The organism is Ferrimonas pelagia (genome assembly GCF_039543565.1).
GTDB classification, from domain to species: Bacteria; Pseudomonadota; Gammaproteobacteria; order Enterobacterales; family Shewanellaceae; genus Ferrimonas; species Ferrimonas pelagia.
Genome location: NZ_BAABJZ010000008.1, coordinates 65,882 through 86,912 on the forward strand (window position 1 = coordinate 65,882; position 21,031 = coordinate 86,912).

Below are 21,031 nucleotides of genomic sequence, written 5' to 3' on the forward strand. Positions count from 1 at the left end.
GCAGGACTCCCATCAAAGACAAAAAGAGGCACAGCATACCGCCTCTTAGCGCCCTGAGGGAGTCACCTCACCAGCGGAAGGCTTATTCACTGACTTTGATATGGATCCATTGTTACTCTGACCCCATTTAACCCGAAACATTGGTTACTAGCATGCGTTTCAGTCCGGACTCCAGCGCCCCCAAGGTCAAGGGCTTGGTCAAAAAGTCATCCATTCCCGCTTCCCGACACATCTTTTCATCCTGCGCCGTCACGTTCGCAGTAATGGCGACGATCAGTGCATGTTGACTTAATCCGGAACGGATCTTCTGACTTGCGGTGAAGCCATCCATCACCGGCATCTGACAATCCATTAAGATCACATCATAGCGACGCGCATCGGCCTGCTCCACAGCCTCCAAACCGTTGTTGCAGATAGCCGGTTTCTCGGCCCCAAGCTTCGCAAGAAAGACCTTCATTAACGCCTGATTGCTTTTATTGTCCTCCACCAACATCACCCGCCGCCCAGACAGGAGCCCAACCGTCGCCGACTCAACCTTGACCGGTGCTGGCTCAATGATGGTCTTACCCTGCTTCAACGGTAATATCAGGGAAAAAGTACTGCCCTTCTCGGGCTCGGATTCCACCTCCAGCCGCGCCGACATCAGATCCGCCAACTTCTTACTGATCGCAAGACCCAAGCCGGTACCGCCAAACCGGCGGGTGACTGAGGTATCCGCCTGGGAATAGGCATCAAAGATCGAGCTGATCACGTTCCTTTCCATGCCGATCCCGTTGTCCTTCACCTTCAACTCGAGCAGGAAGCCTTCGCTATCATGCCGCAAGCATCGAGCCGATACCGTCACCTTGCCATTGGGACTGAACTTCACCGCATTGCTGACCAGATTATTGATGATCTGTCCCATCCGCCCTTCATCGCCCAAGGCAAACTCGGGCAGATCGTCGGCAAGATCATGCAACAGGGTGACATTCGACGAGATGGCTTGGCCCGAGAAGGAGGACACCCGCTGTCGGATGGCGTCCTTAAGCGCAAAATTCACCGGCTCCAACTCCAGCTTGCTGGAATCCAGCTTTGAGAAATCCAAGACCTCATCGACAATGTGCAGTAGCGCGTAGGAGGCACTGGAGATATGGCTAAGGTGCTCTTTGAGCCCCTCAGGAAACTGCGCTTGTTCCTTCTCTAGCACATCGACAAAGCCAATAATGCTGTTGATCGGCGTGCGGATCTCATGGCTGGCATTGGCCATAAACTCACTGCGTGCCAACAGGGCCTTGCGTAATCGACCGTTGAGCTCCTCATCGCTCTGCTGTCGCTGGTACAGCTCGACATCGGTTTTTTGTAAGATCTCCGCCAACTCTGATAAGTCGCTGCGCTCAGTCTTACGGGTCACGAATTTGGCCTTGCCGGTTCCCATTTGACTCAGCTCCCGCAACACGCGCGTCAATGGATAGAGGAACAGTTGCGCCGCGTACAGGTAGATACAACCAAAGCCCGCGAAGAGAAACAGCAGGACAACGCCCGAGCGCACCATCAGATCTTGAAAAAACTGCGAGACGTCGTGGGACAACGAATAGTACAAACGCAGATCCCCAACCCTCAAATCGCCTTCCGTCACCATACATTGGGCGATCGGATCATAGGGCAATTGCTGCCACACAGGGCTGCACGCCGGCGTCTGCTCCGTGCGGCGATAACGAAAAGCGTGCTTCAAGCCCCCTAAGGTGAAAACCCCGTAGTTCACGTCGGTATGCTGAGCTAGCAGGCTGCTGATCGCCTCCTGCTCCATTCTCGGCTCGTCCCCAGCAACCAACAAGGTGCCAGCTTGCATCTCAAACAACAGCGCCAATTCACGCTGCTTTGCCACAAAATGATGCTCGGTGATCCAAAACCCCACCAGCAGTACCAAGACCAAAAATACCGTGGCTATGGCACTAAAGAGCTTTGCTGTTAGCCTGCGCATTTGCATACCTGCCCCGTCTCCCTACGTCCTCGTCCCTAACGGCAACCGTCCCGTTACCTCAAACTCGAGTGTAGTCCAGCTCACTGCTTCTCATTCCATCGCGGCCGATTTTTTCGACAAAAATCCGCACCCTCCGTCATCCTCCCATTCGAAGCTTCCTCGTCTGTCAGCGCATGAAAGCGTCCGGTGCTAACGCGATGACAAAAAGAGTACGTTACAATAAACACACGGGCTGAGGGCCTGGAATTGAATAAGGAGAACGGGAATGAACAGCCAATTTGTTGTCAGTATTACCGGTCCTGATCAGGCAGGCATACTCACGCACTTATCCAGCATCACCCATCAGTTAGGCGGCCGCTGGCTCAATAGCAAGCTGGTCAATATGGACGGACGCTTCGTCGCCCTACTCAAGGTCGATGTACCCGCTGAACATGAACAAGCCCTGAGATCCCAGCTTAGCGAGCAGGACGATCTACAGATCCAGATCCACGAGTTAGGCGTGCCCGTTGAGCGTCCCGGTGTTGCCGCCGCCTTTACGGTGAATGCAACCGACCAGCCGGGCTTGATCAACGACATTACTCAACTGCTGGCCAACCACGGGATCAACATCGAACATTTCGACAGCCATCGCGTTGGAGCGACCGGAAGCAGCGGCAATCTGTTTACTGCCAAGCTCGCCGTCACCATGCCCGCGGAGCTCGACATCAACACAGTAATCAATGAACTCGAAACACTGCATGAGCATTTGGTGGTTCACGCCATACCGGTTATGTAGTTGGTATCATTGGCATAGTGATCGCCGAGATCAAAAAAGGCGCTGCAGATGCAGCGCCTTTTTTAACGGAGGTTCCGAGTGCTTACAGGAAGCCTGGGATCCCGTATTGTGGCTCAAGCATGCCAACCGCCAGCATCGCGATCAAACAGATCACCAGCATGGTGGCAGGGATCACGGTACGATCCAGCTTGGACAGCTTCTTCGGACGCTCTTTGTCGCCGATCAGGCCATTGTTGTCCAGCAGCATGGTCAATGCCCATGCCAATACTGGGTTGGTCACCGCAGCAGCGAACACACAGATCCCGGCAGACTGAGAGTCCTTGGTATCACGGATCATCTGCATACCAGCTTCCAGCAGTGGCAAGAATACCCCAACCAACAGCGCAACGCGCATCACTGGCGGCCAAACCGCGGCGTCCATAGGGAAGCCCAAGTAGGCAACCAGGATACACAAGGAGCCAAGCAGGATCGCACCGCCTGGGATCGGGCGCTTCGCGATCGCCGCTGGAATGATGTAGGTCCCCCAGGAAGAGGTGATGTTACAACCACCCACCGCGGTGCCGACCATCTGGCGGACAGAACACGCCGTCATGGTGTCATCCACGTCCATCTGCACACGCTGAGTACGCTTCGGGTAGTTCAGCTCTTGGAAAATGCGGTGACCCAGGAAATCCGGAGACCACATAGCAACCGCCAGGATCGCAAACGGCAGCGAAGCAACGAAATGGCTAAAGGTCGGCATACCCAGCATCCAACCTTGCTCAGTAGAGCCCCACCAGTACACAGGATTCAGGTTTGGCAGACCGGTTGGGGTTTCAAAGGTCAGATCAAAGCCGGCGCCGAAGCCCAGCGCGATGATCAGGCCGGTCAAGGCACAGGCTGGAATCGCCAACCAACGCTTGCCCACCTTCGCTAGGAACGCATACATGACGATGGTCACCGCCAGTACAACCAGGCCAACGTGGCCCATCTCGATCCCTTTCGCCCAGGCCTGGATGTCACCGATCTGACTCATCGCCCCGGTAAAGCCAAGGAACACCAAGAGTCCCCCGGCAACCCCCTCACTGGTAAGGTTCACCAGTTTGGAGCCCCCTTTAAAGTAGGAGAGCAACAGGCCGAATACACCCAGAAGGATCGCCAGCGCCAGCGGGTGAGCACCGGCCAGCGCGATCCCGCCGATCAGTGGGATCATCGGGCCGTGGTTACCGGCCAGGTTGGCACGTGGGTTAAAGAAACCGGAAGCTAGGATACAGAACAGCAAAGCCGGGATAAGCATCTCAACTCGAGCCACCTCAATGGCGAACTCTTTACCCAACTCAATGTGATCCCAGCGGGCCGACAGACCTTCTGCCCACGCCATACCCACGGCGGAGTACATGGCAATAATGCCGATGGTGCCGGCCAGGGCCGGTACCAGATCTTCCCACTCAAAGCGGAAATCCCGACCCGGCAAATTTAACCCCCAACGGCGGGGCTTCATGATCTGAAGTTCATGATCCAGGTAGTCACTCCGGGATTCAAACTCACTGCTAGGGCGATGTAACTCGCGATAGCTTTTTTCTTGGTTTTCCTGCATGGGAATAACCACTCCACGTTTCTGATGATTCAAAGTCTGTCGGTGCCGTCATGCGGCGCCAATGACCGGATAGACCGGTTGTCAGTATAGCGTTGGGATGTATTCTGTACTCTTTACCCACCGGTTCCCGTGATCCGGATCCAATGTCCGACCAATTGACCAATCAACTCTGCAAAGTTTTGATCACACGCCATTTTGCATGGTTAAAATTACATCAACGCCACGCAAATAAAGCCGATAAAGTACCGAGACGAACTCTTCTCAGGGATTAAATGAAACTTATTCGAGCGGCGCGCGTCGAATCGCCACCTTTATCACACATTATCATCATCAAAAACAGCGAGTGACTTAGAGCTGACCGAGCTGCAGTCGCCGTTCATTCAGGTAACTTTCCGCGGTATAGCGGTCAGACAAGCGAACCTCAGGGCGAGGTTGTAACATAAAGGGCAGCGCGATCGGCTCACTGTCGCCTGTTCCCGCCGAAGCGGCGAGCACGCGATGAACGGGCACACGGAGCTCGCCCCCAGACAGCTCCTGCAACATCTCGCCCGCATAGACGATCAGCGGATCGCCTTGGCTAGGCACGTCAAGCCACTGCCCTTGTTGATCTTGGATCTGCACCCCTCTCGCCTGCGTTGTCGGTAGGAGCGTCAACAGGTTGATATTCGCCTCGGCCACCGTTGATGCGACGTCCAAGATCCCGTCCTCATGCCCCGATGACCAATACTGTACGCGCAGTAAGCTCTTATCGCTGGCATGGATCATCTGCGGCAAGGGCTCAGACAGGGACTGGATCCGTCGTGCTGGCGACCAGTGCTGCAACCATTCCACCAACTCCGCCGCCAGTTGGCCAGCTTGGGCAAAGTAGTGGCTTAACTCGGTACGCAGCTCCGGCGGACATTGGCCCCATGGGTAGAAGTGGAAATACTCCTTCAAGCCAGCTCGACTCGCTGGGCTGTCGACGTTGCTGCATCGAGCGGGGAAATAGCCATCCTGACCACGACCGTTGAAACGATACCGCCCCTTTTCGCCCCCACGAAAAAAGCGCGACCAGCTCTGATGAATGGCCAACACCAGATCTGCTGGAATCGGATGGTGGGTTAATACGCTCACCCCAGTGCGACACAGCGATTGCGCAAACTGCTCTGCGGCGTCCGTCGCCCGATAATCCACTACCTGAAATGCCATAGCCTGCCTTTAATGCCCCAAACACTTGTTGCGCCAAAGTTAAACAATGAAATCCCCTTTCGCCAGCCTTGGCCGCCAAACCCGCTGCAAAGAAAGAGTGACGACCGTTCGTTCAGGCACAAAAAAGCGCCGCAAACGCGACGCTTTTGGGGGGCATGGAGACACCGGCTAGACACTCACCTGCAAGCAGATGCAACGATGACGGAGCCGATACAGCAGCACCGCCGGATAGGACAAGCTAAAGCCCGCTAGGATCCACCCCACCTGCTCGAGGCCACAACGGCGCGGATACAGGATCACCAGCATGCCGGGCAGCATCCACACGATCAGCAGGGCAAAGCCCAGCCACAGATCCGCCATTTTATTGCTCCAAGATCAATGGATTCGACGTAGATAAACCGTGATCTCTTCACGGTCGTGATACAGGTGTTTGGCCTGCAGCTCGTACCGTACCCCAGAGCTGCTGAGGATGTCTGTTAACTGGTTCAAACATTCACATACGCCAGCATATCGCTGTTTCATCGGCAACTTAAGATTGAAGATCGCCTGATCGCACCACTTGTTCACCAACCAACGAGCCATCAGCCGCGCGACGCGATCCGGCTTTTCGATCATGTCACAGACCAACCAATGGTTGCCCGGCTTCTCCGGCTCAAACTTAAAGCCATCAACCGGGTGGTGGGTGACCTGACCGGTCTCCATCAGGCTTTCTGCCATCGCGCCGTTGTCCACCGCCGCCACGAACATGCCCCGCTTAACTAACTGATAGGTCCAGCCGCCAGGACAGGCGCCCAGATCGACCGCGCGCATGCCAGAGCTGACCCGCTCGGCCTGCAGATCTGGTGCGATAAACACCGAAAAGGCTTCATCCAACTTCAAGGTAGAGCGACTCGGCGCGTCAAAAGGAAACTTCAGCCGCTCGATCCCCATATAGAACGGCGAGCCATTGTCTGAGCGACTGTAGCCCAGATAGCCATGGGAGCTGTCGGTCAGGAACAGGTGGATCCGCGGCATCTTGTCCTTCTCGGCCTTGGTGAGGCGCCCCTGTTGACGCAAGGCCTGGCGCAGCGGCACGGTGAACTTACGACAAAATGACAGCATCGAGTGGTAAGCATCGCCCTCACCGCTTTCGACCCACAACTTACCGGATTTATTCGGCAAGCCCTCAAGGGCGGACATCACGGCACTGATCCGATCGCTGGGATCCATCTCCTGCAACTCCGCCGTGATCACAAACCAACTGCGGGCAAAGATCATGCGGCCAAAGTTCAGCTGCTCCATCAGACGCTCACCGTCCTGCGGCGCATAGCCCTCAAACAGCACAAAGCCACTGTTTTTTTCCAACTTGGGGAAACCATACACCCCAGCCGCAGCGGCCAGATCGGTGATCTCCGCCGCGCAGTCTTTCTCAAAGCCCGGTCGGCAATGCAGCAAGACCTTATTCATTCGTACACTCCCACTTCCAAGCAGCCACCATCAACAGCAGCCACCCAATCATCAAGATCAGCCCCCCCATCGGGGTAATGGGGCCAAAAAACGTGTTACCCAGCAGCACCAAAGCGTAGATGCTGCCGCTAAAACCCAACATGCCAACGACGAAACAGAGTCCAGCGATCTTAAGCAAGCGCTGCCCTGGGCGCACCAAAAGCGCCACCGCCACCGCCAGCAATGCCAGGGCGTGAAAAAACTGATACTGCACCGCGGTTTCAAAGCTGGCGAGCAGTTGAGGGGCGATCTTGCCCGGCAGCCCGTGGGCGCCATAGGCCCCTAAGCCGGTCGCCAACAAGCCAAAGAAAGCGGCAAGCACCCCAAAGACGGGCGCAGCCATAGAATCGTTTTTGCTGCTCATGCGATAGATCCTTCAAGCAATTGCTGGCGGATCAAACGGCCCGCCTGTTCGATTAAGTCGGTTTGGCTCAGGCCGCTGCGCTTGCGCGGCACAAAGCTGTGATCGCCATCGCTGAGCCAATGCAGACTCACCCTCGGCGGCAATGTGTGCTGCGCTAACTCGGCTTGAGTCCCAAAGGGATCCCGTTGTCCCTGTAGCACGGTGATCGGCACGGTCGTCTGTTGCAGAGGCTGCCAGCGCCACTTATCCGGTTCGCTTTTGCCTTGGGGGTGGAACGGATAACCCAGAGCAAAGACACACTCCGCCTGGCCGCCACACAACGCCGCGATCCGGCCGCCCATCGACTTGCCGATCAACCCCAGCCACGCATTCGGGTGCGCTATCTTAGCGGCCTCAATCCAGCGGTCAAAACATTCCTTCAGCTTGGGCAATCGCTCCGGCGGCCTTCGGCGCCCCTCTGCCCTTGCCCGTGCCATGTAATCAAACTCAAAGCGTACGACCAGGATCTGCTCACCCGCGAGCTGCTCCGTGATCTGCTGCATGAAGTCATGATCCATGCCTGCGCCAGCCCCATGGGCAAACAGCAGCACGATCTGCGGCTGTGGAGCACCGTCGAGGCGACACGCCCCCGGCCAGACCGACGGCCCATCAGTCGAGACTTGGGATAAGATCACTGTGCGCCTCCTCCTCAAAGGTTTGCAGCAGCCAGTCGCGAAAGGCCTGGATCTTCCCCAGCTCCTCCTGGTTTTCGTGACACACCAGGTAGTAGGCATTTTTATGCATCAAAACCTTATCGAACGGACACACTAAGCGACCGGCTTCAACTTCCGGCCGAGCCAACACCGACGAGCCCAGCGCAATGCCCTGACCGTGAATGGCCGCCTGCAACACCAGCGATGAGTGGCTGAAGATCGGGCCTGAATTAACGTTAAGCAGCCCTCGGCCATGCTGCTTGGCCCAAGCTTTCCAGTTATGTCGCGTCATATCATGCAGCAAGGTGTGCTGAGCCAGATCTTCGATCGTCCGCAGCGGTTTGCTCTCTTGCTGCAACATCCGTGGCGAGCAGACCGGCACCAGGCACTCACTGCGCAGCTTATACGCCTTCAGCCCCGGCCAGTTGCCCCGTCCGAAGTAGATCGCCACATCCACATCCTCGGTCATCGAGTCGTCGTCTTGATCCACCGCCTTGATCCGCACATCCACCTCAGGGTGCAGCTCCGCAAAGCGCGCCAGCCTGGGCACCAACGATTGAATAGCAAAACTAGGGGTCATGCTCACCGTGAGTGAGCCGGTGGCACTGCGCGCCAGCAACCGCTCGGTCGCGTCCGCCAGCTGAGTGAACAGATCCTTAATATCGAGGAAATAGCTCTGCCCCTCTTCCGTCAGCAGCAAGGAGCGATTGCGCCGGCGAAACAACTTTAGGCCAAGGTGCTCCTCCAACGCCTTGATCTGGTGGCTAACGGCCGCCTGGGTAACAAACAGCTCTTCCGCCGCCCGGGTAAAGCTCAGGTGGCGAGCTGCCGCTTCAAACGCTTTTACGGCATTGAGAGGGGGAAGTCTTCGGGACATGTGATCTCGGCCAAAATATTAGTTTTTCTAATGCTGGAGTGTACATTAACTCGCTTGAGTGAGACACACAAAGTGGTTAAATTTTGCGCCATCAAATCCTGTTCACTTCTGGCTCATTAAGGAGTTTCACCATGTCTGCAGTTATTATCCTGTCCAGCGCGTTGCTGCTCACTCCCCTCAGCCCGGAGCCGGTAGAGATGGACACCCGCCCTGTTCATCAGGAGATCCAGCACGGTCTCGAGATCGATCAGGCCGAACGGCAGCGCGAATTCGCCCAGCTGGAGCTCGGTACGCCGGTTCTGATCGCCCAAGACGCTGATGAGCTTACCGACGCGGAAGCCGAATAGAACCCAACAAAAAAGCCGCACAGTGACTGTGCGGCTTTTTTAGGCATGTCCGGCTCACCCTTGGGTGATGCGCTCGACCGTGGCGATATAATTGGCCATCGCTTCTTCGGCACTTTGTCCCTTGTGCTCTTCCCAGGCCGCGTATTTTGCTCCTGCTTGGAAGTCAAACAGCCCGGGTCGCTTACCCAGCACATCGCCAACGGTGGCCTGCTTATAACTGCCATACAAGGCCAATAGCTGGTCGTTGGTTGGCCGGGTATGCCACTGCTCTATCTGTTGTTTTGCCTGTTCAAAACGGCTGACGATCTCTGCTTCTGCTTCCATTGCACTGTCCTTCCATATTGGTCAAACCAGTCTAGAGCCCGGCGCCATACCAGCACAAGTCAGCGCCGACAAAACCCGATCTTTAGCACAAACCTTATTCGATCCCCAGATCCGGCTGAGCCTTGATCAGATCATCCAGTGCCTTCATCTGCGCCAGGAACGGCTCCAGTTTATACAGTGGCAACGCCGACGGACCGTCGCACTTGGCGTTATTCGGATCCGGGTGGGCTTCCAAGAACAGACCGGCAAGGCCGGTGGCCAAACCGGCCTTAGCCAGCTCAACGGTCTGGTGGCGACGGCCACCGCTGGCAGCCCCAAGTGGATCGCGGCACTGCAGCGCATGGGTCACATCAAAAATAACCGGCATGCCGCCACTGCACTCCTTCATGGTGCGGAAACCCAGCATGTCGACCACCAGGTTGTCGTAGCCGAAGTTGGCGCCACGCTCACACAGGATCACCTCAGACTTACCGCCCTCTTGGAACTTCTCGACGATGTTCTTCATCTGGCCCGGGCTTAGGAATTGCGGCTTCTTGACGTTGATCACCGCATCGGTTTTGGCCATCGCCGCCACCAGATCGGTCTGACGTGCCAAAAACGCAGGCAGTTGGATCACGTCGACGATCTCGGCCACCGGGGCGGCCTGCTCTGGCGCGTGTACATCGGTGATCAGCGGCACATTAAAGGTGTTTTTGATCTCTTCGAAGATCCGTAACCCCTCTTCCATGCCCGGTCCACGGTAGGAATGAATAGAGCTGCGGTTGGCCTTATCAAACGAGGCTTTAAACACATAAGGGATCCCCAGCTTCTCGGTCACCTTCACATAGTGCTCAGCCATCTGCATCGCCAGATCGCGCGACTCCAGTACGTTCATGCCACCAAACAGCACAAACGGCTTGTCATTGGCCACATCGCATTGGCCCACCTTGATGGAGACTGCGTTCATCCTAACCTCACTTCAATCAAATAATTGCCAGCATTAACTCGCCAGCACTTGCAAAATTTGTCCACAGAACCAAGCCATATACGTACCCAGTACGTAGCCTAGAACGGCGAGGAGCACCCCAACCGGCGCCAAGGCCGGGTGGAATGCTGCGGCCACCACCGGCGCGCTGGCCGCGCCACCGACGTTGGCCTGACTGCCCACGGCCATATAAAACAGCGGGGCACGGATCAGGCGCGCCACCAACAGCATGATACTGGCGTGAACCAGCATCCAGATCGCCCCCAGCAGAAAATAGACTGGGGTGTCGATCACCGCCTTAATATCCATGTGCATGCCGATCGAGGCCACTAACACGTAGATCCCGGCAGAGCCTACCTTGGACGCCCCCACCGCTTCAAGTTGATGCGCCCGGGTCATCGACAACATCACACCCAGGCTGGTGGCCAACACCATCAACCAGAAGAACCCCGAATGCAGGCTAAAGCGCTCCAGCGTCGGATAGTTCGCAGCAAACCAGGGCGCGATCTGATCGGCGCCATAATGGGCCAGCCCGGTGGCGCCAAAGCCCACCGCGAGGATCACCATTAGATCGCGCAGGGTCGGGATCCGCGCATGCTCGGCATGCCAGGCCACCATCTTCTCCCGCAGCGCAGTGAGCGCCTGCGTGTCGGCGCCCATCTTACGGTCCCAGGACGCCGCCCGCGGCACCAGGATCAGCAGCACCGCCATCCAAGCATTGGCCACCAGCACATCCACCGCGATCATCGCCGAGAAGATGGCGTCACCAACACCGTAGATCTCCTTCATCGCCGTCTGGTTGGCCCCACCGCCGATCCAGCTGCCGGCCACCGTCGTCATGCCCCGCCACACCGCATCAGGCCCATTGCCATCGAGCAGTTCAGGAAACAGCGCCGAGGTGAGCAACAAGGCGATAGGCGCACCGATCACAATACCGAGGGTACCGGCCAGAAACAGGGTGATGGCCTTGGGCCCCAACGAGGCGATGGCCTTCAGATCCAGATTCAGCGTTAACAGCACCAGCGCTGTGGGCAGCAGATAGCGCGACGCGACATGGTACAGCGTATTGTCATTGCCATCGATCACGCCAAAGGTGTTGAGCAGCGACGGGATGAAGTAACACAGCAGCAGTGCCGGCACGAAGGTATAGAATCGACGCCAAAACGGGTGCGCGCTGTGGCAGGTATAAAACACCGCCCCCAGCACCACCATCAATAACCCCAACACCGTCGCCGGATTGGTTAACCACACCTGTTGCATCTTCACTCCTTGAAATACGCGCGCTGTGACTCATCTCACCGCGTCGGGCAAAACGATAAAAGGGCCCTGTGCGAACAAAGGGCCCTTGGGCAAACTCAGGGTGACACTAACCCAGTAGCATCGCCTGCTTGGTCATGGCCAGCACCGCCATGTAATAGACCCAACCCAAGGCGCCCAGCATGGCGAAGCTCTTAAACAGCTTGCCCTTTGGGGCCTTCAGGGCAATGGCGCCCAATACGATGTAGGCCACCAGTGCGATCAACTTTTCCGTCAGCCAGGCATCACGCAGCGGCATCCAGCCTGTGGTGATCATCAGCACGATCCCGGACAGCAGCAACAGGGTGTCCACTACATGAGGCAGCACTTTCACCCATTTCTGCTGCATCATGGCTGAGCCTCTCATCACCCACACAAAGCGCAGCAGCAACAGCGCGACGCTCAGACCAATCGTGGTCATATGGATGTGTTTTAACGCTTCGTAAGGCATGGCGAAATTTCCCTATAATGAGGCCGTTAGGTTATCAGTCCTTATGCTAACGGGTGATCCGCCCCATTGTATAGCGATCTCTGCGACCGAGATCTCGCCCGGTCTCCACCGCGCCCAATCCCGCCTCAACAAAGATCCGCTGCACCGCGTCAGCTTGATCATACCCGTGCTCCACCATCAGCACGCCCCCGTCATTGAGGTAGCTTGCACAATGACTGGCCAAATGCTCAATATCCGCCAGGCCATGATTGTCGGCGATCAGTGCCGATTTGGGCTCAAAGCGGACATCGCCCTCATCCAGATGATGATCGGCCGGATCGATGTAGGGCGGATTGGAGATGATCAGATCAAACCGCATGCCGGCCAGCGGTTCAAACCAACTGCCCTGATAGACAGGCACAGCCAGATCCAGCCGCTCGGCATTGGCGCGCGCCAGTTGTGCCGCCTGCGGCGAATACTCCACCGCAGACACCTGCCATGCCGGCCGCTCTGAGGCCAGCGACAGGGCGATCGCGCCGGTGCCCGTGCCCAGATCCACCACCTTTGCATCGGCCGGCAACGGCAGTGCCAGCGCCGCTTCCACCAAAGACTCGGTATCGGGCCGGGGGATCAGCGTGCTGGCATTGGTGCGCAGCGACAAGGTCCAAAACTCACGCTCACCGGTGATGTGCGCCACCGGCTCACCGGCATAACGTCGTTGCAACTGGTGCTCTAACGCACTGAGTTGCTCGGCATTCAGCGCATGCTCCGGCCAGGTAAATAGAAAACTGCGCGACTTGCCCAGCAGCGACAGCAACAACACCTCGGCGTCAATGGCCGGACTGTCCGGATCACTCTGACTGCCCGAGCTCGCTAAGCGTTGGCTGGCCTGCGCCAACCAGTAATCGATGCGCACCGGCTTAATCCTCTGCCAATGCCGCCAGCATATCGGCCTGATGCTCTTGCAGGATCGGATCCATCAGCGCATTCAGATCGCCCTCCATCACCTCATTGAGGCGATACAGCGTCAGGTTGATACGGTGATCGGACACTCGGCCCTGTGGATAGTTGTAGGTGCGAATACGCTCAGAACGGTCGCCGGACGCCACCAGCGAGCGACGGGTATCCGTCTCTTCCGCTTTGCGCTTCTCATCTTCCGCCTGCTGCAGGCGCGCCCCCAGAACCGCCATCGCCTTGGCGCGGTTCTTGTGCTGGGAGCGATCGTCCTGACATTCGACCACGACGCCGGATGGCAAGTGGGTAATACGGATAGCGGAGTCGGTCTTGTTGACGTGCTGGCCCCCGGCGCCGGACGCGCGGAAGGTATCGATACGCAGATCAGACGGGTTGATGGTGATCGCTTCCGCTTCCGGGATCTCCGGCATCACCACCACGGTGCAGGCCGAGGTGTGGATCCGCCCCTGGGACTCAGTGGCTGGCACGCGCTGCACCCGGTGGCCACCGGACTCAAATTTCATCTTGCCGTACACCGCATCGCCGGAGATCTTGGCGATCACCTCTTTGTAGCCGCCCATGTCGCTTTGGGTGGCCGACATCAACTCCACTTTCCAACCGGTGGTTTCAGCAAACTTGCTGTACATGCGCAGCAAGTCACCGGCGAAGATCGCCGCCTCATCGCCACCGGCACCCGCCCGGATCTCAACAAAGCAATCGTTGTCGTCTTTAGGATCTTTTGGCAGCAGCAGGATCTGCAGCTCATCTTCCAGGCGAACCGTATTGGCCTGGGCCTCCTCCAACTCCTCCTTGGCCATCTCAGCCATATCGGGATCGGACATCATCTCCTGCGCGGTTTCAATGTCTTCCTGCGACTGCTGATAGGCACGGAAGGCTTTAACCACCTCCTCCAGCTGAGCATACTCCTTGGTCAGGCCGCGAAAACGGTCTTGATCGGCCAGCACATCCGGCTCACCCAGCAGCGCCTGCACCTCTTCATAGCGCTCGACCAGAGCTTCCAACTTTGCGTAAACGGACGGTTTCATGGGGATCCCTATAGATCTACAACGGCCCGTCAAAACGGGCCGTTGGGAAAATTCGACTCAATATGAGGCTAATTGTCGTTGATACCTAAGGCCGAGCGCAAGAGCTCCAGGCTATCTAGATCGCCGCTGCGTGCAGCCTTTGACAGCGCCTGGGTCGGTGCGTGGATCAACTTATTGGTTAACTTGTTGGCCAATTCGTTCAGCACCGCCTCGGCGTCGGCGCCCTGCTCCAACCGCTCAATGGCCCGCTCCATCGCCGCGCGTTTCAAGCCCTCACTCTGCTGGCGGTACTGCTTGATGGTGGCCACCGAATCCAATCCGCGCAGCCAATTAACGAACTCTAATGATTGCTCCTGAGCGATCAATTCCGCCTGCTCGGCTGCCTCTAGCCGGTTGGCCATATTCTTCTGCACGATCCCTTGCAGATCGTCGACGGTGTAGAGGTAGGCGTTTTCCAGATCGCCCACTTCGGTTTCGATGTCTCGAGGCACCGCGATATCCACCAACAACATCGCCTGTTGCCGCCGCTTCTTCAGCGCATTCTCCACCATGCCCTTGCCCAAGATAGGCAAAGGAGAAGCGGTCGACGAGATCACGATGTCACACTGAGGCAGATATTCCGGGATCTGCGGCAAGGTGATCGCATCAGCGCCAAACTCCTGCGCCATGCCTTGAGCACGCGCCAAAGTCCGGTTCGCCACCACAATCTCGCCGGCGCCTTGCTCGCCCAGATGACGCGCCACCAACTCAATGGTCTCGCCAGCACCCACCAGCATCACCCGTGACTTAGACAGATCATCAAAGATGTGTTTGGCCAGGTTCACCGCCGCAAAGGCAACCGAAACCGCCGAGGCCCCGATCTCGGTTTCGGTCCGGATCCGCTTGGCGACCTTGAAGGTGTGCTGAAACAAACGATCCAGCGTATGGGCAATGGTGCCCATCTCGCGTGCATCGAAGAAAGCTTTCTTGATCTGACCGAGGATCTGCGGCTCGCCCAGCACCAATGAATCCAGGCCCGCCGACACCCGCAACAGGTGCTGAACCGCCTTCTGGTCGGTGTGCAGATAGATACACTGCCGCAGCTCCGCCTCATCTAGGTTGTGAAACTGACTGAGCCAGCCGATTAGTCGGTCAGATCCGACCTGATTGGTATATAACTCCGTTCGGTTGCACGTCGACACGATGACCGCTTCGCCGGTCCGCGTCTGGGCAGCCAGGCTTTTCAAGGCATCGCCGAGTATGTCCGGGCCAAAGGCGACTTTCTCCCGCAACGACACGCTTGCGGTCTTGTGATTGATCCCAATTGCTACTAACGTCATGGCAAAATTAGCTAAACCGCTTTATCCCTGTTCAATCCTTGGCGCTGGGCAATTCTATGCACAAAGTGTGGCGCGGGGAAATATTTATCGGACAGTTACGTAGCATTCCAGTCATGAATGCGGCCAACTGCACAAACCAGGACAACAATGCTTAACATCCCCTTAAAACTTGCCCTGTTCTCATTACTGCTCTCAGTCATTTCCGGCTGTGCAAGCTTTCGCCCGCCAGCGGAGGATGCGCAGATCGCCACCACACAAAACTGGCACATGCGGGGCAAGCTGGGTGTGATCACCCCTGAGCAACGCCTATCTGCCAATCTACACTGGCGTCATCTGGGCCGCTATGGCCAGGAAGATCTGCGCCTGACCAACCCCTTTGGCGGCACGGTGCTGAGCCTGAACAGTCAGCCCGGGCTTGCGACCGTTGAACTGGATGGCCAGCACTATACCGGCACCAGCCCAGATTCCCTGATCTTACGGTTAACGGGCTGGCCGTTGCCATTGAGCCAGCTCAGTCAATATCTGCTGGGCGATCCCGGTGACAACACCCAGCTCACCTACGACCAACAGGGCGATCCCTTACGGCTGGAGCTCATCCATCCGGAAACCGGCGAACGCTGGCAACTCGACTATAAAGGCTGGCAACAACAAGCCGGACATAAGGTTCCGCGCCAGTTGGAGTTGCGTCAGGGCGAGCAACGCATAAAATTGACCATCTCTTATTGGCAACCCGAGCCTTGATCCACCCATGACCGCTTCTCAACCCTCCCCCTGGTGGCCAGCCCCAGCCAAGCTAAACCTGTGCCTGCACATCAATGGTCGCCGGGCGGATGGCTACCACGAACTGCAAACCCTGTTTCAATTTATTGACTGGGGCGACCGGCTCCGATTTGGCGTCCGCCGCGATGGCGAGATCCAATTAAGCCCGGCCTTACCTGGCGTCGCCAGCGCGGATAACCTCATCGTTCGCGCCGCCCGCATGCTGCAGCAACACAGCGGCTGCACGTTGGGCGCCGACATCGAACTGGATAAACAACTGCCAATGGGCGGTGGGATCGGCGGCGGCTCCTCCAACGCTGCCACCACCCTTGTGGCGCTCAACCAACTGTGGAACACCCAGATCCCTGAGGATGAATTGGCCCAACTCGGCTTAGCGCTGGGCGCCGATGTACCGGTTTTTGTACGGGGTCATGCCGCGATGGCCGAAGGCGTTGGTGAGCAACTGCGTCCGGTAGAGGTTGAAGAGCCTTGGTACCTGCTGGTGATCCCCGCCGTTGAAGTCAGTACCGCCGTGGTGTTCAACCACCCAGAACTGCCCCGTAATACTGCCAAGATCACAGCATTGGAACACCAGCCGGAACGCTGGGTAAACGACTGTCAGGCGGTCGTTTGTGATGAGTACCCACAAGTTGCAAAGGCGCTGGAGTGGTTGCTAGAATATGCGCCGTCAAAAATGACCGGGACCGGTAGCTGTGTGTACGGAGTGTTCTCTGACAAAAACAGTGCCGAAACCGCTTGGGCGGAACTGCCTCAAGGCTGGACAGCGCACGTGACCCGAGGTTGCAACCGCTCGCCACTCTTGGCCATGCTCGACCAATAAAAACAATTAAAAGGCATGCATTCTGTCCTGTACTGATGCTTGCCAACGTGGCGGGCGCACACCATTGCCCGTCACGGATAGAATTGCACCAAAGTAAGACTGGTTCTTTCGAGGGGTTTTGGTTCACAGATCGACACGATCTGGCTCCAGTCCCAAAGCTAACAAGCCTGAGGTTCATCCTGTGCCCGACATTAAGCTGTTTACCGGTAACGCCAACCCGGAACTAGCAAAACTCATCGCCCAACGCCTCTACTCTTCCCTCGGTGACGCCGAAGTAGGCCGTTTCTCTGACGGTGAGATCAGTGTCCAAATTAATGAAAACGTGCGTGGCTCCGACGTCTTCATTATCCAATCAACCTGTGCCCCAACCAACGACAACCTGATGGAATTGATCGTAATGGTTGATGCATTGCGTCGTGCCTCTGCCGGTCGTATCACTGCCGTGATCCCCTACTTTGGTTATGCCCGTCAAGATCGCCGTGTTCGCTCCGCTCGTGTGCCGATCACCGCCAAAGTGGTCGCCGACTTCCTGTCCAGCGTCGGCGTTGACCGCGTTCTGACCTGTGATCTGCACGCAGAGCAGATCCAAGGCTTCTTCGACGTACCGGTTGATAACGTGTTTGGTAGCCCGGTGCTGCTGGAAGACATGCAGCAGCGCAACCTGGATAACCCAGTGGTAGTGTCTCCGGACATCGGCGGTGTGGTACGTGCCCGCGCCGTTGCCAAACTGCTGGATGACAGCGATCTGGCCATCATCGACAAACGTCGCCCAGCGGCGAACGTCTCTCAGGTGATGCACATCATTGGTGACGTTAAGGATCGTGACTGCATCATCGTTGATGACATGATCGACACCGGTGGCACCCTGTGTAAGGCCGCCGAAGCGCTGAAAGAGCACGGTGCACGTCGCGTCTTTGCTTACGCCACCCACCCGATCTTCTCCGGTAATGCACCAAAGAACATCAGAGAGTCGGTGATCGATGAAGTGATCGTGACCGATACCGTGCCGCTAAGCGACGAGATGAAAGCCACCGGCAAGGTCTCTCAGCTGACCATGTCCGGCGTAATGGCCGAAGCCATCCGTCGCGTCAGCAACGAAGAGTCCATCTCCGCGATGTTCGAGCACTAAGCTTAAACCCGCCGATTGACGCCCCGCCCACACCTTGTGGGCGGGGCGTTTTTTTTGTTTTCAGCAAGCCGCTAGCAAGCCTGCTAAATTTGTCGGGCCGAAGTACAGCGACCTATAACTAGGGTCTCGGCGTAGGGAACCAGATCAGATCACAGACTCAAACCGATCTGGAACGACGAGCGAGCGCACTGTGAGTGAACGGCACTTGTCCCAAATTTGAGCCTATCCACCACAAAGTGGTAAACTGCCGCGCCTTCGTCTAAAGGAATTAGGCTCGTCTCTGGTCGCGGAGACGAAACAGACACCCACACAAGGAGAGAGTTAACATGTCAGATTTTAATTTTGACGCACAGATCCGCACTGAGATCGGCACCGGAGCGAGCCGCCGGCTGCGTCATGCGGGTCTTGTACCAGCGGTGTTATATGGTGCAGACAAAGAGCCCGTCTCCCTGACTTTGGATCACAACAAGATCAACAAAGCGCAGGAAAATGAGGCATTTTACAGCCACGTGCTGACACTGAATATCGACGGAAACAGCGAAGAAGTGATCGTGAAAGCGGTCCAACGCCACCCGTTTAAACCCAAGCTGATGCACCTGGATTTCCAACGCATCGTTCGCGGCACCGCCATGAACGCCAGCGTTCCACTGCACTTCATCAATGAAGAAGACAGTGTCGGCGCTCGTGCCGGCGGAACGGTCATGCACCTGCTCAACGAAGTGGAAGTGCGCTGCTTGCCGAAGGATCTGCCCGAGTATATCGAGATCGATATCCTGGCACTGGAAGCCGGCCAAAGCTTGCACTTGCATGACATCACTCTGCCGCAAGGCGTCGAGTTGGTGGCATTGAGCAAAGGCGAAGACAGCCAGGATCTGTCCGTCGTCACCATCAAGCCGGCCAAAGGCGCCAGCGAAGATGATGACGCGGAAGGCGCTGACAGCGAAACGACAGAAGAGTAACGGTGAGCAGTAACATCCGTTTAATCGTGGGCCTGGCCAATCCAGGCCCCGAATACGCTAATACCCGGCATAACGCCGGAGAATGGTTGATCAACGAACTGGCGCGCCAGCACAACCTAACGCTGAAGGCCGAAAGCAAATTTTTCGGCAAGACCGCCCGACTCCAGTCCGGGGGCACCGATCTGCGCCTGTTGATCCCGACCACCTTCATGAACCTGTCCGGTAAAGCGGTCGGTACCCTAGCCAACTTCTACGGCATCGAGCCGGAGGAGATCTTAGTGGTACACGATGAACTGGATCTGCCCCCTGGCGTAGCCCGCATCAAACAAGGCGGCGGTCATGGCGGCCACAACGGCCTGAAGGACATCATTGCCCGGCTAGGCAACAACAAGAATTTCTACCGGCTGCGTGTCGGGATCGGCCACCCTGGCGATCGCAATCGCGTGACCGGTTATGTGCTGGGCAAGGCCCCAGCCAACGAACAACGGGCCATGGACGAGGCCATTGATGAAGCATGCCGCAGCATTGACATCTTGCTCAAAGACGGCATGACCAAGGCGCAAACGCGCCTGCACACTTTCTCGGCCCAACCGGCCTAATCGACACAAAGGTTACATCACCATGGGTTTTAAATGTGGCATCGTGGGCCTGCCGAACGTCGGCAAATCCACCCTGTTTAACGCACTGACCAAAGCGGGTATCGAAGCGGCCAACTTTCCGTTCTGTACCATTGAACCAAACACCGGCGTCGTGCCTGTGCCAGACAAACGTTTGGACGCGCTGGCGGCCATAGTTAACCCGCAGCGCGTGCTGCCGACCACCATGGAGTTCGTGGACATCGCCGGTCTGGTGAAAGGCGCCTCCACCGGGGAAGGTCTGGGCAACAAGTTCCTGGCCAACATCCGTGAAACCGACGCCATCGGCCACGTAGTGCGCTGCTTCGAGAACGACAACATCGTTCACGTCTCCGGTGGGGTAAACCCGCAGGACGACATCGAAGTGATCAACACCGAGCTGGCGTTGGCCGATATGGATGCCGTCGAGAAGGCGATCTTCCGTCTGGGTAAACGCGCCAAAGGCGGCGATAAAGACGCCAAAGCGGAAATTGTCGTGCTGGAGAAGATCCAGCCCGTACTGGAAGCCGGTGGCATGGCCCGCTCGGTTGAGCTGAGCGACGACGAGAAAGCCATCATCGAATACATGGGCCTGCTGACCCTGAAGCCGACCATGTACATCGCCAACGTCAACGACGACGGCTTCGAGAACAACCCGTACCTGGACAAGGTGCGCGAGATCGCCGCCGGTGAAAACGCCGTTGTAGTGGCCGTTTGTGCCGAGATCGAGTCTGAGATCTCCGAGCTGGACGACGAAGATCGCGAAGAGTTTATGGCCGATCTGGGCATTGATGAGCCGGGCCTGAACCGCGTGATCCGTTCTGGTTACGAGCTGCTGAACCTGCAGACCTACTTCACTGCGGGTGTGAAGGAAGTGCGTGCTTGGACCATCCCAGTTGGCGCTACAGGCCCACAGGCAGCCGGTAAGATCCACACCGACTTCGAGCGTGGCTACATCCGCGCCGAAGTGATCGCCTACGACGACTACATCGAGCTGGGCGGTGAAAACGCCGCCAAAGACGCCGGTAAGAAGCGCTCTGAAGGTAAGGGTTACATCGTCAAAGATGGCGACGTAATTCATTTCCTGTTCAACGTGTAAGCGATTGACCGCTTCAAACAAGCCTGACTCCCG

General features: G+C 57.1%; 23 protein-coding genes. 8 read left to right on the forward strand and 15 right to left on the reverse strand.

From position 1 onward, the window contains the following. Window positions 1-127: 127 nt before the first annotated feature. Window positions 128-1,960 carry an ATP-binding protein gene (locus tag ABEA08_RS03965; protein WP_345333540.1) on the reverse strand — a complete coding sequence of 611 codons (1,833 nt, stop codon included), beginning with the start codon at window positions 1,958-1,960 and terminating at the stop codon, window positions 128-130. A 265-nt stretch (window positions 1,961-2,225) separates the two neighbouring features. On the opposite strand from ABEA08_RS03965, the gene ABEA08_RS03970 reads away from it, so the two are divergent. Then, complete coding sequence (locus tag ABEA08_RS03970) at window positions 2,226-2,735, forward strand: glycine cleavage system transcriptional repressor (protein WP_345333542.1); 510 nt, start codon at window positions 2,226-2,228, stop codon at window positions 2,733-2,735. Window positions 2,736-2,817: 82 nt separating this feature from the next. On the opposite strand, the gene ABEA08_RS03975 is transcribed toward ABEA08_RS03970, so the two are convergent. From ABEA08_RS03975 to ABEA08_RS04005, 7 genes are all read right to left on the reverse strand, one after another. Further along, a complete protein-coding gene (locus ABEA08_RS03975; RefSeq protein WP_345333544.1) occupies window positions 2,818-4,311 on the reverse strand; it encodes a DUF3360 family protein in 1,494 nt (497 codons plus the stop codon). Between the two features lie 348 nt (window positions 4,312-4,659). Beyond that, window positions 4,660-5,499, reverse strand: coding sequence for a 2OG-Fe(II) oxygenase family protein (locus ABEA08_RS03980; protein ID WP_345333546.1), 840 nt, complete (start codon window positions 5,497-5,499; stop codon window positions 4,660-4,662). A 168-nt stretch (window positions 5,500-5,667) separates the two neighbouring features. Beyond that, window positions 5,668-5,859, reverse strand: coding sequence for a hypothetical protein (locus ABEA08_RS03985; protein ID WP_345333548.1), 192 nt, complete (start codon window positions 5,857-5,859; stop codon window positions 5,668-5,670). Window positions 5,860-5,874: 15 nt separating this feature from the next. Continuing rightward, window positions 5,875-6,945 (reverse strand): 23S rRNA (cytidine(2498)-2'-O)-methyltransferase RlmM, encoded by a 1,071-nt coding sequence (gene rlmM, locus ABEA08_RS03990; RefSeq protein ID WP_345333550.1) that lies wholly within the window; start codon window positions 6,943-6,945, stop codon window positions 5,875-5,877. Beyond that, window positions 6,938-7,348: a DUF423 domain-containing protein gene (locus tag ABEA08_RS03995; RefSeq protein WP_345333551.1), complete on the reverse strand. Its 411-nt coding sequence runs from the start codon at window positions 7,346-7,348 to the stop codon at window positions 6,938-6,940. Before ABEA08_RS03995 ends, rlmM begins: the two co-directional genes overlap by 8 nt. Next, entirely contained in the window at window positions 7,345-8,022 is a 678-nt protein-coding gene (locus tag ABEA08_RS04000) for an alpha/beta family hydrolase (RefSeq protein ID WP_345333553.1), read from the reverse strand. The genes ABEA08_RS03995 and ABEA08_RS04000 overlap by 4 nt, the downstream gene beginning before the upstream one ends. Continuing rightward, the gene (locus tag ABEA08_RS04005; RefSeq protein ID WP_345333555.1) at window positions 7,997-8,917 is read right to left on the reverse strand and encodes a transcriptional regulator GcvA; all 921 of its coding nucleotides are present in this window, start codon (window positions 8,915-8,917) and stop codon (window positions 7,997-7,999) included. The genes ABEA08_RS04000 and ABEA08_RS04005 overlap by 26 nt, the downstream gene beginning before the upstream one ends. A 131-nt stretch (window positions 8,918-9,048) precedes the next feature. Here ABEA08_RS04005 and ABEA08_RS04010 point away from each other — a divergent pair, with 131 nt between their 5' ends. Further along, complete coding sequence (locus ABEA08_RS04010) at window positions 9,049-9,264, forward strand: hypothetical protein (RefSeq protein ID WP_345333557.1); 216 nt, start codon at window positions 9,049-9,051, stop codon at window positions 9,262-9,264. 54 nt (window positions 9,265-9,318) lie between these two features. Here the strand turns inward: ABEA08_RS04010 and ABEA08_RS04015 are convergent, their stop codons facing one another. From ABEA08_RS04015 to hemA, 7 genes are all read right to left on the reverse strand, one after another. Continuing rightward, on the reverse strand, window positions 9,319-9,588 hold the full coding sequence (locus tag ABEA08_RS04015) for an acyl-CoA-binding protein (RefSeq protein ID WP_345333559.1): 270 nt from the start codon (window positions 9,586-9,588) through the stop codon (window positions 9,319-9,321). Window positions 9,589-9,682: 94 nt separating this feature from the next. Beyond that, a complete protein-coding gene (gene kdsA / locus ABEA08_RS04020) occupies window positions 9,683-10,534 on the reverse strand; it encodes a 3-deoxy-8-phosphooctulonate synthase (RefSeq protein ID WP_345333561.1) in 852 nt (283 codons plus the stop codon). Window positions 10,535-10,567: 33 nt separating this feature from the next. Next, window positions 10,568-11,812 (reverse strand): DUF819 family protein, encoded by a 1,245-nt coding sequence (locus ABEA08_RS04025; RefSeq protein WP_345333563.1) that lies wholly within the window; start codon window positions 11,810-11,812, stop codon window positions 10,568-10,570. Between the two features lie 106 nt (window positions 11,813-11,918). Next, window positions 11,919-12,299 carry a SirB2 family protein gene (locus ABEA08_RS04030; RefSeq protein ID WP_345333565.1) on the reverse strand — a complete coding sequence of 127 codons (381 nt, stop codon included), beginning with the start codon at window positions 12,297-12,299 and terminating at the stop codon, window positions 11,919-11,921. Window positions 12,300-12,345: 46 nt separating this feature from the next. Continuing rightward, window positions 12,346-13,194 carry a peptide chain release factor N(5)-glutamine methyltransferase gene (gene prmC, locus ABEA08_RS04035; RefSeq protein ID WP_345333567.1) on the reverse strand — a complete coding sequence of 283 codons (849 nt, stop codon included), beginning with the start codon at window positions 13,192-13,194 and terminating at the stop codon, window positions 12,346-12,348. 4 nt (window positions 13,195-13,198) lie between these two features. Next, on the reverse strand, window positions 13,199-14,278 hold the full coding sequence (gene prfA / locus ABEA08_RS04040) for a peptide chain release factor 1 (RefSeq protein ID WP_345333569.1): 1,080 nt from the start codon (window positions 14,276-14,278) through the stop codon (window positions 13,199-13,201). A gap of 68 nt (window positions 14,279-14,346) precedes the next feature. Next, window positions 14,347-15,597, reverse strand: coding sequence for a glutamyl-tRNA reductase (gene hemA / locus ABEA08_RS04045; RefSeq protein WP_345333571.1), 1,251 nt, complete (start codon window positions 15,595-15,597; stop codon window positions 14,347-14,349). A 147-nt stretch (window positions 15,598-15,744) separates the two neighbouring features. On the opposite strand from hemA, the gene lolB reads away from it, so the two are divergent. From lolB to ychF, 6 genes are all read left to right on the forward strand, one after another. Beyond that, window positions 15,745-16,338, forward strand: a complete 594-nt coding sequence (gene lolB, locus ABEA08_RS04050) for a lipoprotein insertase outer membrane protein LolB (RefSeq protein WP_345333574.1) — start codon at window positions 15,745-15,747, stop codon at window positions 16,336-16,338. Window positions 16,339-16,345: 7 nt separating this feature from the next. Then, window positions 16,346-17,197, forward strand: a complete 852-nt coding sequence (gene ispE / locus ABEA08_RS04055) for a 4-(cytidine 5'-diphospho)-2-C-methyl-D-erythritol kinase (RefSeq protein WP_345333576.1) — start codon at window positions 16,346-16,348, stop codon at window positions 17,195-17,197. A gap of 181 nt (window positions 17,198-17,378) precedes the next feature. After that, a complete protein-coding gene (locus ABEA08_RS04060; RefSeq protein WP_345333578.1) occupies window positions 17,379-18,326 on the forward strand; it encodes a ribose-phosphate pyrophosphokinase in 948 nt (315 codons plus the stop codon). A 326-nt stretch (window positions 18,327-18,652) separates the two neighbouring features. Then, window positions 18,653-19,285 (forward strand): 50S ribosomal protein L25/general stress protein Ctc, encoded by a 633-nt coding sequence (locus ABEA08_RS04065; RefSeq protein WP_345333580.1) that lies wholly within the window; start codon window positions 18,653-18,655, stop codon window positions 19,283-19,285. Between the two features lie 2 nt (window positions 19,286-19,287). Then, a complete protein-coding gene (gene pth / locus ABEA08_RS04070) occupies window positions 19,288-19,884 on the forward strand; it encodes an aminoacyl-tRNA hydrolase (protein ID WP_345333582.1) in 597 nt (198 codons plus the stop codon). 22 nt (window positions 19,885-19,906) lie between these two features. Continuing rightward, window positions 19,907-20,998: a redox-regulated ATPase YchF gene (ychF, locus tag ABEA08_RS04075; protein ID WP_345333584.1), complete on the forward strand. Its 1,092-nt coding sequence runs from the start codon at window positions 19,907-19,909 to the stop codon at window positions 20,996-20,998. The last annotated feature ends 33 nt before the right edge of the window (window positions 20,999-21,031 follow it).